This window comes from Sphingobium sp. 15-1 (assembly GCF_013375535.1).
Taxonomy (GTDB): Bacteria; Pseudomonadota; Alphaproteobacteria; order Sphingomonadales; family Sphingomonadaceae; genus Sphingobium; species Sphingobium aromaticivastans.
The window spans coordinates 974,551-988,731 of sequence record NZ_JABXJG010000002.1 but is presented as its reverse complement, the minus strand read 5'-3'; the positions used below and the strand labels follow the sequence as shown (position 1 = coordinate 988,731).

The window sequence follows — 14,181 nt, the reverse complement described above, 5'->3', positions numbered from 1 at the left end:
GGGCCGATGCTGACCCTTGCCGCGCCAGGAAGCGATGACCTCTACCCCGTGCCGCCGCAATGGGCGGCCGAGGCGAAGGTCGATGCGGCGGGCTATGCCGCAGGCTACCGCCGCTCGATGGAAGATGCGGAGGCCTATTGGCTGGAGCAGGCGAAGCGGCTGAACTGGCTGCGTCAACCGACCCGCGCCGATGAAAGCAGCTTTGCGGAGGGCGATTTCGGCATCAAATGGTTCAGCGACGGCATGCTCAACGTGTCGGCCAATTGCCTGGACCGGCATCTGGCCGAACGCGGCGATCAGGCGGCGATCATCTGGGAGCCGGACGATCCCAGGGAACCGGCGCGGCGCTTCACCTATGCGGAGCTGCACCGGGAAGTCTGCCGTTTCGCCAATGTGCTGAAGGGCGCGGGCGTCGCGCGCGGCGACCGGGTGACGCTCTATCTGCCGATGATAGCGGAGGCGGCCTTCGCCATGCTCGCCTGCGCGCGGATCGGCGCGATCCATAGCGTGGTGTTCGGCGGCTTTTCGCCCGAAGCGCTGGCGGGCCGCATCACCGATTGCGACAGCCGGATCGTCATCACTGCCGATGAGGGACGGCGCGGCGGCAGGACCGTGCCCCTGAAGCGCAATGTCGATGCGGCGGCCACCATGGCGCCGATGCTGGACCGCGTGATCGTCGTCCGGGCGACCGGCGGCGAGGTGGCGATGGAGCCGGGCCGCGACGCTTATTATGACGAGCTGGCCGCGCAGGTTTCCGCCGACTGCCCGGCGGAGGCGATGGCGGCGGAAGACCCGCTGTTCCTGCTCTACACCTCCGGCTCCACGGGCAAGCCCAAGGGCGTGCTGCATTCGACCGGCGGCTATCTGCTCTGGGCGGCGATGACCTTCGACCTTGCATTCGACCATCGGCCGGGCGAGGTCTTCTGGTCCTCCGCCGATGTCGGCTGGGTCACCGGGCACAGCTATATCGTCTACGGGCCGCTCGCCAATGGCGGCACGACGCTGATGTTCGAGGGCGTGCCCAACTGGCCGACGCCTTCGCGCATTTGGGAAGTGGTCGACCGGCATCAGGTGACGACGCTCTACACCGCCCCGACTGCGCTTCGATCGTTGATGAAGGAGGGGGACGAATATGTGACCCGCACCAGCCGCGCTTCGCTGCGGCTGATGGGCACGGTGGGCGAACCGATCAATCCGGAGGCGTGGCGCTGGTATCATGAGGTGGTGGGCGAAGGGCGTTGCCCGATCGTCGATACCTGGTGGCAGACGGAGACGGGCGGGCACATGATCACGCCGCTGCCGGGCGCTACGGACCTGAAGCCGGGGGCCGCGACCAAGCCCTTTTTCGGGGTCGAGCCGCTGCTGGTCGACGGCAATGGCGTGGCCGTGGAGGGCGCGGGCGAGGGCAATCTCTGCATCGCGCGGAGCTGGCCGGGGCAGGCGCGGACGGTCTGGGGCGATCATGACCGCTTCTTCCAGACCTATTTCACCACCTATCCGGGATTATATTTCACCGGCGATGGCTGTCGGCGCGATGCGGATGGGGATTATTGGATCACGGGCCGCGTGGATGACGTGATCAACGTGTCTGGCCATCGCATGGGCACGGCCGAGGTCGAGAGCGCGCTGGTGAGCCATGGGAGCGTGGCGGAAGCGGCGGTGGTCGGCTTCCCCCACGACATCAAGGGGCAGGGCATCTACGCCTATGTGACGCTGAACAGCGGCGAGGAAGCCACCGACGCGCTGCGCAAGGCGCTGGTGGCCTGGGTGCGCCAGGAAATCGGGCCGATCGCGACGCCCGACGCGATCCAGTTCTCGCCCGGCTTGCCCAAAACCCGGTCGGGCAAGATCATGCGCCGCATCCTGCGCAAGATCGCGGAAGGGGAGGTGTCGCCCCAGGCGCTGGGAGACATATCGACGCTGGCCGATCCCGCCATAGTGGAGGAATTGATACGAAGCCGCGTGGGATAAGCGGGAAAGTCCGCCGCGTTCCCGCCTGCGCGGGAGCATCCCGCATATCCGGGGGCTCCCAACCGGGAAAGCCAAAGCCCGTTTCCCCGCCCGACTGTCATTTCGAAAGCACAGGGTTAAGGGAAAATTGATCGTCATCGGTCGAATCGACCCCCTAAACCATTGATCATATTGCTTTGTGATCGGCTCTATCCAATGATAGGAAGAGGCGCGGTTCCGATGCAAAAGGTTGTCGATGGATAGGAAATTGGCAAGCGAACGGGGCGCCGAGCAAAAGGCGCTGGCGGCGCGGTGGAGCATCGCCGCCGAAGCGATGGAGGCCTTGGCCGGGGCGCGGTCCCTGGAGGCGATAACCCATGTGCTGCGCGCCTTTGCCCGTCGCGCCGTGGGGGCGGACGGCATCGCGGTCGTCCTGCGCGAAGATGATCAGTGCCATTATATCGCGGAAGATTCGATGGAGCCGCTTTGGGCGGGGCAGCGCTTCCCCGCCGCAAGCTGCGTGTCGGGCTGGGCCATGGAGCATCATCAGACGGTGGTGATCCCGGACGTTTTCGACGATCCGCGCGTGCCGGTGGAGGCGTATCGCACCACCTTCGTCCGGTCCATGGCGATGGTGCCGATCGGCCGGATCGAACCCATCGCCGCCCTGGGCGCCTATTGGTCGGAATTCGCCCAGCCGACCGACAATGAGATCGCCTTGCTGGAGGCGCTGGCCCGCGCCGCGTCCACCGCGCTGGAAAATGGGCGGCTTTTCGCATCGCTGGAAGCGCTGAACGACCATCTCGAACATCGCGTCCGCGAACGCACGACGGAACTGGAACGGTCGCAGGACAGTCTGCGCCAGGTCCAGAAGCTGGACATGCTGGGCCAGTTGACCGGCCATGTCGCCCATGACTTCAACAATCTGCTGATGCCGATCGTCGCCGGGCTGGACCTGATCCTGTCGGGGAAGAGAACCCCCGAATCCATCGACCGGCACGCCTCCATCGCCATGCAGGCGGCGGAAAGCGCCCAGACCCTGGTCCAGCGGCTCCTGACCTTCGCCCGCCGCCAGCCGTTGGCCGTCAAGGCGGTCGACCTGCCCGACCTGCTCGGCGGGATGCAGGATCTGCTGGCCAGTACGCTGGGGCCGCGGATCGCGCTGTCGATCGATCTTCAGGCGATGTTGCCGCCGGTGCGCGCTGATGCGCATCAGCTAGAGGTCGCGCTTCTCAATCTGGCCGTCAACAGCCGCGACGCCATGCCCGATGGCGGGACTTTGAGCATAGCCGGGGAGGCCCGGCAGAGCCGGTTGCCCGCCGCGCTCGCGCCCGGCCAATATGTCTGCCTCACCGTGACGGACAGCGGCGCGGGCATGCCTCCCGCAGTCAAGGCGGCGGCGATGGAGCCTTTCTTCACGACCAAGCCGTCCGGCCATGGCACGGGGCTGGGCTTGTCCATGGTCCATGGCCTTGCGGGCCAATTGGGCGGCATGGTGGAAATCGACAGCGCCGTGGGTCGGGGCACCAGCGTCCGGCTCTGGCTTCCGGTCGAGCATGCGCCCAGCGTGAAGGCGGCCCCCCCGGTCATCGACGAGGCCCTGAAGGCACGTTCGGGCAAGGTTCTGCTGGTCGACGACAATGATCTTGTCCGAAACAGCACGCGCGAAATGCTGGTGGATATGGGCTATGAGGTGGTCGACACCGATCGCGCCGAACGCGCTCTCAGCATGATCGAGTCCGGCGACCGGCCCGACATCCTCATCACCGACCATATCATGCCGGGCATGACGGGGGTGGAACTGGCGCTGCGCCTGCGCGTCGATCATCCGCACATCGCCCTACTCATCATATCGGGTTATGAGGGGGTCGACCTGATCGCGCCGGACATCACCCGCTTGTCCAAACCGTTCCGGCACAAGCATCTGCAAGCCTGCATAGCGGCGGCGCGGGCGCAGGCGGCCTGACTTTTCCAGTCGGAAGATCAGGTTGGAGCATTGCGCGCAAAGGGCGACGCGGCAAAAAGCTCGAGTTTGTCCTGATGAGATGGAAGCGGACCGTGTTCCTGCGCAGGCAGGAACCCAGTTCCAACGTCTCAACTGGGTTCCTGCCTGCGCAGGAACACGATTCACCTTAAACAGGACAAACTCTGGAGCATCGGGCGTTAAACCAGGCTCACAGGAGAGGGAACGGTTGCTCTGATGCAGTTAGATCAACCGCTCCATCCTTCAAGCGGCTTGAACGGCGTCCACCAGATAATGCGCACTGGTCTTAGCGGCGACTTCCTCCGCCGTCACGCCCGGAGCGAGTTCGACGAGGCGGAACGGGCTGTCATGATCGGGCCGCTGGAACACGCAAAGGTCGGTGACGATCATGTCGACCACATTCTTGCCGGTCAGCGGCAGGGTGCAGGCGGGGATGAACTTGGGGCTGCCGTCCTTGGACGTATGCTCCATGACGACGATGATCTTCTTGACGCCCGCGACCAGGTCCATCGCGCCGCCCATGCCCTTGATCATCTTGCCGGGGATCATCCAGTTGGCGATGTCGCCATTTTCCGCGACCTCCATCGCGCCCAGCACGGTCAGGTCGATATGCCCGCCCCGGATCATCGCGAAACTGTCGGCGCTGGAGAAATAGACCGACTGCGGCAATTCGCTGATCGTCTGCTTGCCCGCGTTGATCAGGTCGGCATCCTCCTCGCCCTCATAAGGGAAGGGCCCGATGCCCAGCATGCCATTCTCCGACTGGAGCGTCACTTCCACGCCCGCCGGAATATGGTTCGCCACCAGCGTCGGAATGCCGATGCCCAGGTTCACATAGAAACCGTCCTGCAATTCCTTCGCCGCACGCGCGGCCATCTCATCTCTCGTCCAGGCCATTATGCAGCCTCCCTCTGGCGAACGGTGCGGAATTCGATCTTCTTCTCATAGGGGCTGCCTATGATCATGCGCTTGACGTAAATGCCCGGCAGATGGATCGCATCGGGATCGAGGCTGCCGGTCGGCACCACCTCCTCGACTTCCGCGATGCAGACCTTCGCCGCCGTCGCCATGGGCTGGTTGAAGTTGCGCGCCGTCTTGCGGAAGATCAGATTGCCGCTCTCATCGGCCTTCCAGCCCTTGATGATGGCGATGTCCGCGAAGATGCCCCGCTCCAATATATAATCCTGCCCGTCGAAATTCTTGACTTCCTTGCCCTCGGCCACGGCCGTTCCGACGCCGGTCTTGGTGTAGAAGCCCGGAATGCCCGCGCCGCCCGCCCGGCAGCGCTCCGCCAGCGTGCCCTGGGGGCAGAACTCCACCTCCAGCTCGCCCGCCAGATATTGCCGCTCGAACTCTTTATTCTCCCCGACATAGGAGGAGATCATCTTCTTCACCTGCCGCGTGCGCAGCAGCTTGCCCAGGCCCTCGCCGTCGATCCCGGCATTGTTGGAGGCGATGGTCAGATCCTTGACGCCCGAATCCCGGATCGCGTCGATCAGCCGCTCGGGAATCCCGCACAGCCCAAAACCGCCCGCGCACAGATGCATCCCGTCGAAGAGCAAACCCTCCAACGCGCTCGCAGCATCCGAATAAAGCTTTTTGACCATAAGCATGCCTCTCCTTCGGATCATAGTTCTGGCGCAAAGAATTTATCATTTCTAATGATTTGTTTTTTGCTCTAATCAAAAATAATGTCTATCAATCGCATCGGCCTCTTTCATCTCGAAACCATGCTCTGGATCGACCGGTTGGGCACGTTCGCCGCCGCCGCGGAGCGGCTCAACACCACCCAGCCGGCCATTTCGGCGCGGGTGCGGGAGCTGGAGGGGCATCTGGGCGTCCGCCTGTTCCGCCGGGAGGGCCGGACCATGTCCTTCACCCCCGCCGGGCGCCAGTTGGTGCGCGATTGCGGCCCGCTGTGGAGCGATCTGCAGAGCATGCTGCTGCGCTGCGGCGGGTTGGAGGAGGCGACCGGCGTGGTCCGCATCGGGGCGGGGGAAATCGCCGCCGCAAGCTGCCTTCCGCCCTTCGTGTCGCGGTTGAAGGCGGATATGCCGCATGTCAGCCTGGAACTGGAAATCGACCTCACCGCCAATTTGATCCAGCAATTGCTGATCGGCCGCACCGACATTGCCTTCGCGGCCGGGCCTGTCGCCCATCCCTCGCTCCAATCGCATCCGATTGGGGCGGTTCGCCTGGTCTGGCTCGCCAATCCGGCCGTGGCTGCGTCCTTCCATGGCGATGCGGGGGACCGCACGATCCCGATCTGGTCGCTGTCCAGTCATTCGCCCATTTACGGGCGCATGCGGGACGCGATCGCCGCTTCGCGGATCGCGCGCAAATCGCTCAACCTGTGCAACAATGCGCGGATGATGATCGACATCGCCAAGGCAGGCGGCGGGATCGGCATTTTCCCCGAACCCATGGCCCGCGCCGATTTGGCGAGCGGCGCCCTGGTCGAGCTGGAGGGGATGCCGGCGCTGGCCCCCATCGATTTCCATGTGGCGAAGCGGGTTTCCGACAATGATCCGGTGACCCATGCGATATTCGATCAGGCGAGCGCGCTCCGCCTGGGGCCGGAGGGCGATGAGGATCAGGAACCCAATGCCTGATTGGGGTCGACGGTCCTGATGCCATGGGGCGCCTCTCGCCCATCGAGGGGGGCCGCCACGTCGGGCCCCACGACGCCGGGAGCCGATCCGATCGCGACCTCCTTGTCGACATAAACCTCGAACAACGTGCCGGTGGGCAATTTGACGTCCTTGCCCCGGATGATCACTGCAAGGGGCAGGAAGAGGATGCCCGCGCCCACGGACCCCAGCGTGCCCGATTTGCCCTGCGCGCTGCGCTGGCCGCGAACCGGCACGTCGATACCGTTCGCCTTGATCATGCTGACCTTGATGTCCAGCTTGCCCGACCGGCCCAGCAGGCCATTGTCCCTGGCCCGGCTGACCTCACCGACCGCCGGGCTGCCCGCCGGAATCAGCGTCACGCCGCCGATCGTCACCGGCTTGGCCACCGCCAGCTCGACCGGGTCGCCCACGCGCGCCGATTTGGAGGAAAGCTCCTGACGCGTCTCCAACTGGATGGCCATGCCTTCGGGAAGGAACATCGACTGGGCGAGGGCCGGACCGGCGGTCGCGGCAAGCAGCAGGGAAGCTGACGCAGTCCAGCGCAACGGCAAAGCCATGTGAATCATCGGGCCATCCTCTCCGCTTGGTGCAGTTGGTCGGGCCGTTCAGGTCGGACGCGAGTTTACGCTTCCAAGGGCCGGTCAGCAAGGAACGAGTCCGGCATCCGGCGATCGACGTTCACCCTCTGGCCGAGGCCTTGTGCCGGACAGGCTGGAAGGCGTGCGCCAAGGGACCGGCCATGCCGAGGATGGTCAATTCCCCGTCCATCAGCATCTTGCCGGCCTGTTTCCGCTGCACCTTGCCGCTGGTCGTGCGGGGAATCGCGCTGGCGGGCACTATCACCAGATCGGTGATGCCCAGTTCCAGCCGCTCCATGGCGATGGCGCGCAATTTCCCGGCGGTTTCCTGAAGGCTCTCGTCGGACAGGGCGCGGGCCTCGTCGCGCTTCATCTCCGCGATCAGGGCGATATGCTGCACGCCGTCGACCTCCACTTCCACGGCGGCGGCGCTCGCCTGCCCGACGGTTCCGGAGATTTCCGACCAGATATGCTCGACATCGCTGGGCGCATAATTGCGGCCGCGCACGATGATGACGTCCTTGAGGCGGCTGACGATGAAAAAGCCCTCAGGCGTGGAAAAGCCAAGGTCGCCGGTCCGAAGGAACGGTCCGCCCTCGTCCAGCCGCCCGCCGAAGGTCGCCTCGGTCGCCGCTGGATTGTCGATATAACCCGCCGCGATATGCGGACCGCGCAGCCAGATTTCGCCCACCGCGCCGTCGGGCAGCGGCGCGCCCGTCTCGGGGTCGACGATCCGGGCATCGCCGCCCGCCATGGCCGGGCCGCAGCAGGCGAGATCCAGCCCCTCGGCGCTTTCCTCCGCCCGCCCGGCGGCCAGGGCGCGGCTGTCATAAGTCCTGACGACAGGCTCGCTTTGGGGCGGCACGGCGATGGTCACCAGGGTCGATTCCGCCAGCCCATAGCAGGGGAGGAAGGCGCGCCTGTCGAAACCCGCACCGGCAAAGCATTCGGCAAAGCGGTCGAGCGTGCTGGGCCGCACCCGCTCCGCGCCGTTGAACGCGACCCGCCAACTCGACAGGTCCAGTTCCGGCATGCCCCGGCGCATCGCATAATCGACGCACAGGTCATATCCGAAATTCGGACCGCCGCTGGTATGGGCGCGATAGCGGGAAATCAGGTGCAGCCAGGACATAGGCCTGTTGATGAACGCGGCGGGCGAGGTGATCACGCAGGTCGAGCCCAGGAACAGCGGCTGCAATATGTTCCCGAACAGCCCCTGGTCGTGATAATGCGGCACCCAGCCGACGAAATGGGAATCCCGGTCATGGCCGAAGGCGGCCTTGATCATCGTCTCATTGGCGACGATGTTGCCGTGGGTGATCATCACCCCCTTGGGGTTCGACGTGGTGCCGGACGTGAACTGGAGCACGGCCAGCCGATCCGGGGCCAGCCGCAGCGGCGTGAAGGGATGCGACTCCCCGGCCAGGGTGGAAAATTCCAAATAGTTCATGGCGCCGGAGAGCGCGGCGGACAGCTCCTGCCCGAACTGGCCCGCCATGCCGTCGTCTAGCATCACGCAATCGGGCCTGATGTCGCCCAGCATGGTCAGGATATTCTGAAGCCTTGCCCGCCGCCGCCCGACCGGCGCCAGCGGGATGGCGACCCCGCCCACCGCGAGGCAGGCCAGCAGCGCGAGCGCGAAATCGGTCCCCGCCGAAAAGAGCAGCGCGATCCGGCGACCGGCCAGGCCCCTGGCCGACAGGGCGCCCGCAAGCTCCCTGACCCGCGCCGCCATCTGCGCATAGCTCAGGCTGTCCTGCGGCCCTTCGCCCATGTCGAATATCAGCGCGGGCCGATCCGGAACGCGGTTTTCATGGTCCAGGACAATGTCGATTATCGATCGACTAAAGTCTATCTGCATAGTTTTTGCGAACCCGACGATTTATCATTCCGCCGCTAGGGCTATTCGAAGCAATCCGATCTTGCGCATGCGGAAACCGGCGGCCGACATGCGCAGATAACGGGAATATTTCTCGACCGGATGGATGTCCGGATCGACCACGCCGCTCCGCACCGCGCCGCGCAGCCTGTTGCTCCACATTTCGCAGGTGCGCGCATAGTCCAGCCCGTCGTCGCGCAGCCTTTCGATCCGGAACAGCCCCTTGGCCGCGACCACGATGTCCTCCAGCGTCGGCAGCTCCGCCGCTGGGAAGATTTCGTTGGAGATGAAGGGATTGGCGTCCTCCGGCGACATCTTGCCATAGGCGATGGTCTGCAGCGACAGCCGCCCCTTGCCCGCGGTCCAGTCGCGGCAGGCCTGGAAGAATTCGCGATACACCCCGCGGCGTTCGTCCACGCTCTGTTGCGGATGGGCGAAATGCTCGAAGGCGCCGACGGAAATGATCGCGTCGAACGGCCTGTCGGGGCGATAATCATGCCAGTTGGACAGGACCGCGCCGATGCCGGGATCGCCCAACCGCTCGATATAGGCGAGCTGTTCCTCGCTGAGCGTCAGCCCGACGCATTCAGCGACGCCATGCTTGTTGCGCAGGTTGCGCATCATGCCGCCCCAGCCGCAGCCGACGTCCAATATGCGCATGCCGCTGCCCGCGCCGACGGATTCGGCGTGATAGTCCAGCTTGCGCTGCTGCGCCTCCTCCAGCGGGGCATCCTTGGGCAGTCCGTCCCACATCGCGCTGGAATAGGTCATGCTGGGGTCCAGCCAGGCCGAATAGAAGTCGTTGCCGACATCATAATGGTGGCGGATGGCGGCGGCCGAGCCGCCAAATTCGATCTGTTCGTCCTGCATCATTGCGCGGCGGAGTCCTGAGCCTGCCGCGCCGCCATCTCTTCGACTGCGGCGGCGATGCCGGTGGCCGCGTCGCGGATCGCCTCCGCCTCGAACAGCAGTTCCAGCGGCAGTTCGTCAGGCAGGTTCAGCCAGTTCTCCAGCTCCACCATCAGCGAAATCGCCTTGGCGGAATCAATGCCGAAACTGTCGAACGGCGCGTCGGCGGACACCGCGCCGGGCGCCACATTCACGATGTCCGCGATCTGCGCCACGATCCACGCTTCGATCTCCTCTGCTGTCGCCTGTCGAATAAGGTCGGAATTCATCAAAGCCCCCCTGCAGCCTGTCGGGTTGTCCCGAATCTGCCATAATAAACCTCCGCCCCGGTCGTCGCGGGCGGATGTGTGACGGAACCGACCTCCGGCTGGGCGGCGATCTTTTGCAGTTCCGGATTTTCGCGGGTCAGCCGGACCGCCGCGACATGCACATTCTCCTCCCCCGGCAGGAGGTCTTCGACGGTGATGTGCGACGGCCTGGGCAGGCCCCACATCTGCCGCATCTCGTCCAGCGCGGCCTGCGACACCTCCACCTCATAGGCGACCGCTTCCCCCTGGCCATAATCCATCGCGGAGCCAAGCAGGGTCAGCTTCCAGCCGACGCCGTAACAAAAGCTGAGCATGCGCACGTCGGTAAAGCCGACGCAACGGTCGATCCCCGCCTCTAGGGCCAGTTCCAGCGGCGCGATCATGCACGCGGCCTTCCGTCGCAGATTGTGGCGGCGCATGCCCCGTTCAATGCAAAAGCCCCGGCTCAGTTCCCAGGTGCGCCCATCGTCGATCGGGCGGATTCCAGCCGGCAGGACGTGCGAAAAATGGTCGAGCAGCATGGAGCAATCGTCGGTGGGGCGGAAACGCAGCCCCATGACGACCCGGTTCTCGGTCGAAAACCCTATGATGTTGCTCGCGCGCGCATCATCATATTCATCATATTCCAACCCGTCCTTGACCCTGAGATCCCAGCCAAGCTGGTTGACGAACACCTCCGCGCGGGCTTGGTGCAAATCTCTGATCTCGTCCTGGTAAAGTGCGGAATTGTTCTTCGAAATCAGATGAATCAAGTTCATTCGTCTCCCGCATGCAGCGGCAGCGCCTTTAGCATATTATACCGGGGCGGTCATCGGAAAGTTGCGGGGTGAAATCCATCCGCCCGGCAAAAAATCCAATCGGTAAAGGGGGCTTAGGCCGCCTGCTTGCGCTGGGCGCGCTGGATATGGACTTTCACCGCCTGGACGGACCGGTCCAGCGCCTCCGCAATGTCCAGATCGCACCATCCCGCCCGCCGCTGATCCAGGCAGAAAAGCTCGGTCTCGGTCAGGGATGCGTCGGCCAGATCGTCCTGCGCGTCGAGCAGGGCGATGCCCCGGCACAGGTACAGCGTGGCCATGGCGTGCAGGTTGGCGCGCTCTTCCCGGCTTTCCAGCGCGGTCAACAGCCGGATTTCGACCTCATATGGCTTCTCGTCCCAGCCGATGATGGGAAAGCAGAGGTGCGGCAGCTTTTCCGGCTGCGCGACCGGGCCGGACCAACCGGTTTCCCCGAAGAGGAAGCGGCGGGTTTCGCCCTCGACCGCATAACAGGCGTGGCTGGCGGCCTGCAGGCCAAGTGCCTGGCTGAAGCGCGTCACCAGGCTGTCGATGGTGAGCGTGGTGTCGACGCCCGCAATGAAATCGGCCGCGGTGGTCGAACTTCCGGCGCGAAGCTGTGTGCTGGGGATATATTCGCTCATGGTTCCTCACGCGGCAACTGCCTGCCGTCATGCCGCGCAGGTCTTAAAAGGCGGTTAAGCAGTGGCTTGCGCGCCCTACCTCTTCTTTGCGGCAAGACGACGCTTCGCCGGGGCGGTCGAACCGGCGCCGTTACGACCGGCGCGCCAAGCTCGTCCGATCCGGAGCCGGAATCTCCAAGGGTTTAACCACCGGTTTACCAAGCGCGCCTAGAGAGGGCGGACCGACAAAAGATAACGGGTTCAAGGGTCATGGCTAATAAGGGTTACAGGCGGCGCTGGAAGTGGGCACTTCTGGCGTCTGCGATGATGGGAATGGCGTCTTCCGGCGCCGCTTGGGCGCAGGACGAAGGGGATTCGGCCGCCGACATCACCGTGACGGCGCGCAAGGTGCCGGAACCGTTGCTGAAGGCGCCGCTGGCCGTTACCAGCATTTCGGGCGACACCATCGTCGCGGCAGGCTTGCAGACCATCACCGACCTGACGCGCATGGCGCCCAATGTCGACATCAGCGGCGGCATCGCGGGCCAGTTGCAGGGCCAGATCTCGATTCGCGGGATTTCCACGCTGGTCCGCAATATCGGCCTGGAAACCGGCGTCGGCATCTATGTGGACGGCGTCTATATCGGCCGGCCGGAAAATTTCGTCCAGCATCTGCTCGACGTCGACCGGGTGGAGATCGCGCGCGGGCCGCAGGGCACCGAATATGGCAAGAACACCATCGCCGGCGTCGTCAACGTCCAGACGAAGCAGCCCGATGCCGATCCGGGGGCCTCTGTCCGGCTGGACATGGGCAATTATGATTACCGCCGGGGCGAGGCGGTGGTGGGCACGCGCCTCAACGACCAATGGTCGGTGCGCGGCGCGGTCGCCTATGCGCGGCAGGATGGTTTCTACAAGCATCTCTCCGGGGGCAAGGATGCCGGGTCGACCGACCTTTTGACCTGGCGCTTGTCGGCCAAATTTGCGCCGACCGATCAACTGTCCTTCATCGCCCGCTGGGAAGGGTTGCGCGATCGGGGCACGCCCGCCTTCTTCCAGGCGGACGCGCTGGCCGGCTATCCGGCGGACTTCCCGTCCAGACAGCCGCTGCACATCAACAACAACCGGCCGAACCGGCTCCACCGCGACAGCCAGGGCATTTCGTTGACGGCGGAATGGGTGTCGGACGCGATCACGCTCACCTCCATCACCGCCTATCGCGATTCCTCCTACAAGGCGTCGCTGGACGACGATCAGGAGCAGGTCGATTTCGTCGCGGCCGATAATTTCAGCGACGATTCGCATTTCTTCAGCCAGGAATTGCGGCTGGCCGGCGAGACCGGCAAGTTGCGCTATCTGTTGGGCGCCTATTATTTCGACCAGATGGTGCACACCGACCGGGGCCTGGCGCTGGGCGCCAGCCTGGGCGTGCCGGGCGAGCCGATGCTGACCACCAGGGGCAGCGTCAAGACGGAAAGCGGCGCGCTGTTCGGACGGCTCGACTATGCGCTGACCGATCGCCTCTCCGTGTCTGCCGGGTTGCGCTACACCAGTGAGAAGAAGCGCGCCCATTTCGTGCAGGATGATGCCAGCGGCACGGGCATTTTCGGCTTTCTGGGCTTCCCCAACCTGGTTTTCGACGGCCGTTCGACCGACGACGACCTGTCGCCCAGCGCAACCATTTCCTATGAGGTCGTGCCGAACGCCAATGTCTATGCCCGCTTCTCCCGCGGGTTCAAAAGCGCCGCCTATAATGTCGACCTCGCTTCCTCGCTCGGCGGCCTGACCGCCAGCCCGGAAAAGGCGACGAGCTATGAAATCGGCTTCAAGGCGCTGACGCTGGACAAGCGGCTGCGGCTGAACCTAGCGGCCTTCCATACCGATTATGACCGGTTGCAAGTGTCGCAGGTGCTGGGCAGCGGGTTGGCGCTGACCAATGCCGGCCGGGCGCAGGTGGAGGGCGTGGAGGGCGAGCTGTCGCTGCAACTCTCCTCCCGGCTGCGGCTGGAGGGGAATGCCGCCATTCTCGACGCGCATTACAAGACGTTCGACAATTGCGGCGTGCCCGCGTCGCTCGGCGGCGGCAGCACCGACTGCACCGGCAACGACCTGGTGCTGGCGCCCCATTTCACCGGCTATGGCGCCGTCAGCTATGAGGTTCCGGTGGTCTTCGGCACAGTCTTCGCCCGGGCGGACGTGGATCATCGTTCCAGCGTCTATTTCGAGCCGACCAATTCCGCCGCCTTCAAATCCGATCCGCGCACGCTCGTCAATCTCCGCCTCGGCCTGCGGCACGGACGGTGGGACATCGCCGCCTGGGTCCAGAATCTGACCGACAGGACCTATAAGACCTATGCCGACGACCGGTCGGGACTGGGCGTTTTCAGAACGGCGGCCTATGGACCGCCGCGCACCTATGGAGTCACCCTGTCTGCGGCATTTTGAGCGTCGGGCTCAAGGACTTGCGGGCGATGGCCGTCGCGGCGGCCATTAATCAAATCTTAGCCGGCAATATGGTGAAACATCGTTAAGGCCCCGGCG

The 14,181-nt window shown here is 64.6% G+C and carries 12 protein-coding genes; 4 read left to right on the top strand and 8 right to left on the bottom strand.

Translation table 11 applies throughout. The features are described 5' to 3' along the window. Positions 1-6: 6 nt before the first annotated feature. Positions 7-1,971 (top strand): acetate--CoA ligase, encoded by a 1,965-nt coding sequence (acs, locus tag HUK72_RS20640; protein WP_176598473.1) that lies wholly within the window; start codon positions 7-9, stop codon positions 1,969-1,971. A 235-nt stretch (positions 1,972-2,206) separates the two neighbouring features. Further along, a complete protein-coding gene (locus tag HUK72_RS20635; RefSeq protein ID WP_176598472.1) occupies positions 2,207-3,916 on the top strand; it encodes an ATP-binding protein in 1,710 nt (569 codons plus the stop codon). A 261-nt stretch (positions 3,917-4,177) separates the two neighbouring features. On the opposite strand, the gene HUK72_RS20630 is transcribed toward HUK72_RS20635, so the two are convergent. Together HUK72_RS20630 and HUK72_RS20625 are read right to left on the bottom strand one after the other, a co-directional pair. Beyond that, positions 4,178-4,831, bottom strand: a complete 654-nt coding sequence (locus tag HUK72_RS20630; RefSeq protein ID WP_176598471.1) for a CoA transferase subunit B — start codon at positions 4,829-4,831, stop codon at positions 4,178-4,180. Then, positions 4,831-5,541, bottom strand: a complete 711-nt coding sequence (locus tag HUK72_RS20625; protein WP_176598900.1) for a CoA transferase subunit A — start codon at positions 5,539-5,541, stop codon at positions 4,831-4,833. Before HUK72_RS20625 ends, HUK72_RS20630 begins: the two co-directional genes overlap by 1 nt. 84 nt (positions 5,542-5,625) lie before the next feature. On the opposite strand from HUK72_RS20625, the gene HUK72_RS20620 reads away from it, so the two are divergent. Continuing rightward, entirely contained in the window at positions 5,626-6,546 is a 921-nt protein-coding gene (locus tag HUK72_RS20620) for a LysR family transcriptional regulator (protein ID WP_176598470.1), read from the top strand. Here the strand turns inward: HUK72_RS20620 and HUK72_RS20615 are convergent. The 6 genes from HUK72_RS20615 to HUK72_RS20590 all read right to left on the bottom strand — a co-directional run bounded on the left by HUK72_RS20615 (position 6,528) and on the right by HUK72_RS20590 (position 11,661). After that, complete coding sequence (locus HUK72_RS20615) at positions 6,528-7,133, bottom strand: hypothetical protein (protein ID WP_176598469.1); 606 nt, start codon at positions 7,131-7,133, stop codon at positions 6,528-6,530. The two genes, HUK72_RS20620 and HUK72_RS20615, sit on opposite strands and share 19 nt — an antisense overlap. 112 nt (positions 7,134-7,245) lie before the next feature. Then, positions 7,246-9,006, bottom strand: coding sequence for a fatty acyl-AMP ligase (locus HUK72_RS20610; protein ID WP_176598468.1), 1,761 nt, complete (start codon positions 9,004-9,006; stop codon positions 7,246-7,248). Between the two features lie 24 nt (positions 9,007-9,030). Continuing rightward, positions 9,031-9,897 carry a cyclopropane-fatty-acyl-phospholipid synthase family protein gene (locus HUK72_RS20605; RefSeq protein ID WP_176598467.1) on the bottom strand — a complete coding sequence of 289 codons (867 nt, stop codon included), beginning with the start codon at positions 9,895-9,897 and terminating at the stop codon, positions 9,031-9,033. Next, positions 9,894-10,202, bottom strand: a complete 309-nt coding sequence (locus HUK72_RS20600; protein WP_176598466.1) for an acyl carrier protein — start codon at positions 10,200-10,202, stop codon at positions 9,894-9,896. Before HUK72_RS20600 ends, HUK72_RS20605 begins: the two co-directional genes overlap by 4 nt. Then, complete coding sequence (locus HUK72_RS20595; RefSeq protein ID WP_255325889.1) at positions 10,202-10,999, bottom strand: acyl-homoserine-lactone synthase; 798 nt, start codon at positions 10,997-10,999, stop codon at positions 10,202-10,204. Before HUK72_RS20595 ends, HUK72_RS20600 begins: the two co-directional genes overlap by 1 nt. A 113-nt stretch (positions 11,000-11,112) precedes the next feature. Next, positions 11,113-11,661 carry a hypothetical protein gene (locus HUK72_RS20590; protein ID WP_176598465.1) on the bottom strand — a complete coding sequence of 183 codons (549 nt, stop codon included), beginning with the start codon at positions 11,659-11,661 and terminating at the stop codon, positions 11,113-11,115. A gap of 303 nt (positions 11,662-11,964) precedes the next feature. Here HUK72_RS20590 and HUK72_RS20585 point away from each other — a divergent pair, with 303 nt between their 5' ends. Beyond that, the gene (locus tag HUK72_RS20585; protein WP_255325888.1) at positions 11,965-14,085 is read left to right on the top strand and encodes a TonB-dependent receptor; all 2,121 of its coding nucleotides are present in this window, start codon (positions 11,965-11,967) and stop codon (positions 14,083-14,085) included. The last annotated feature ends 96 nt before the right edge of the window (positions 14,086-14,181 follow it).

Excerpts from the sequence above, each read along its gene's own strand:
- HUK72_RS20615 (WP_176598469.1), bottom strand. The coding sequence starts at position 7,133 with ATGATTCACATGGCTTTGCCGTTGCGCTGGACTGCGTCAGCTTCCCTG.
- HUK72_RS20595 (WP_255325889.1), bottom strand. The coding sequence starts at position 10,999 with ATGAACTTGATTCATCTGATTTCGAAGAACAATTCCGCACTTTACCAG.
- HUK72_RS20635 (WP_176598472.1), top strand. The coding sequence starts at position 2,207 with ATGGATAGGAAATTGGCAAGCGAACGGGGCGCCGAGCAAAAGGCGCTG.
- HUK72_RS20610 (WP_176598468.1), bottom strand. The coding sequence starts at position 9,006 with ATGCAGATAGACTTTAGTCGATCGATAATCGACATTGTCCTGGACCAT.
- HUK72_RS20590 (WP_176598465.1), bottom strand. The coding sequence starts at position 11,661 with ATGAGCGAATATATCCCCAGCACACAGCTTCGCGCCGGAAGTTCGACC.
- HUK72_RS20630 (WP_176598471.1), bottom strand. The coding sequence starts at position 4,831 with ATGGCCTGGACGAGAGATGAGATGGCCGCGCGTGCGGCGAAGGAATTG.
- HUK72_RS20625 (WP_176598900.1), bottom strand. The coding sequence starts at position 5,541 with ATGGTCAAAAAGCTTTATTCGGATGCTGCGAGCGCGTTGGAGGGTTTG.
- HUK72_RS20605 (WP_176598467.1), bottom strand. The coding sequence starts at position 9,897 with ATGATGCAGGACGAACAGATCGAATTTGGCGGCTCGGCCGCCGCCATC.
- HUK72_RS20600 (WP_176598466.1), bottom strand. The coding sequence starts at position 10,202 with ATGAATTCCGACCTTATTCGACAGGCGACAGCAGAGGAGATCGAAGCG.
- HUK72_RS20620 (WP_176598470.1), top strand. The coding sequence starts at position 5,626 with ATGTCTATCAATCGCATCGGCCTCTTTCATCTCGAAACCATGCTCTGG.
- HUK72_RS20585 (WP_255325888.1), top strand. The coding sequence starts at position 11,965 with ATGATGGGAATGGCGTCTTCCGGCGCCGCTTGGGCGCAGGACGAAGGG.
- acs (WP_176598473.1), top strand. The coding sequence starts at position 7 with ATGCTGACCCTTGCCGCGCCAGGAAGCGATGACCTCTACCCCGTGCCG.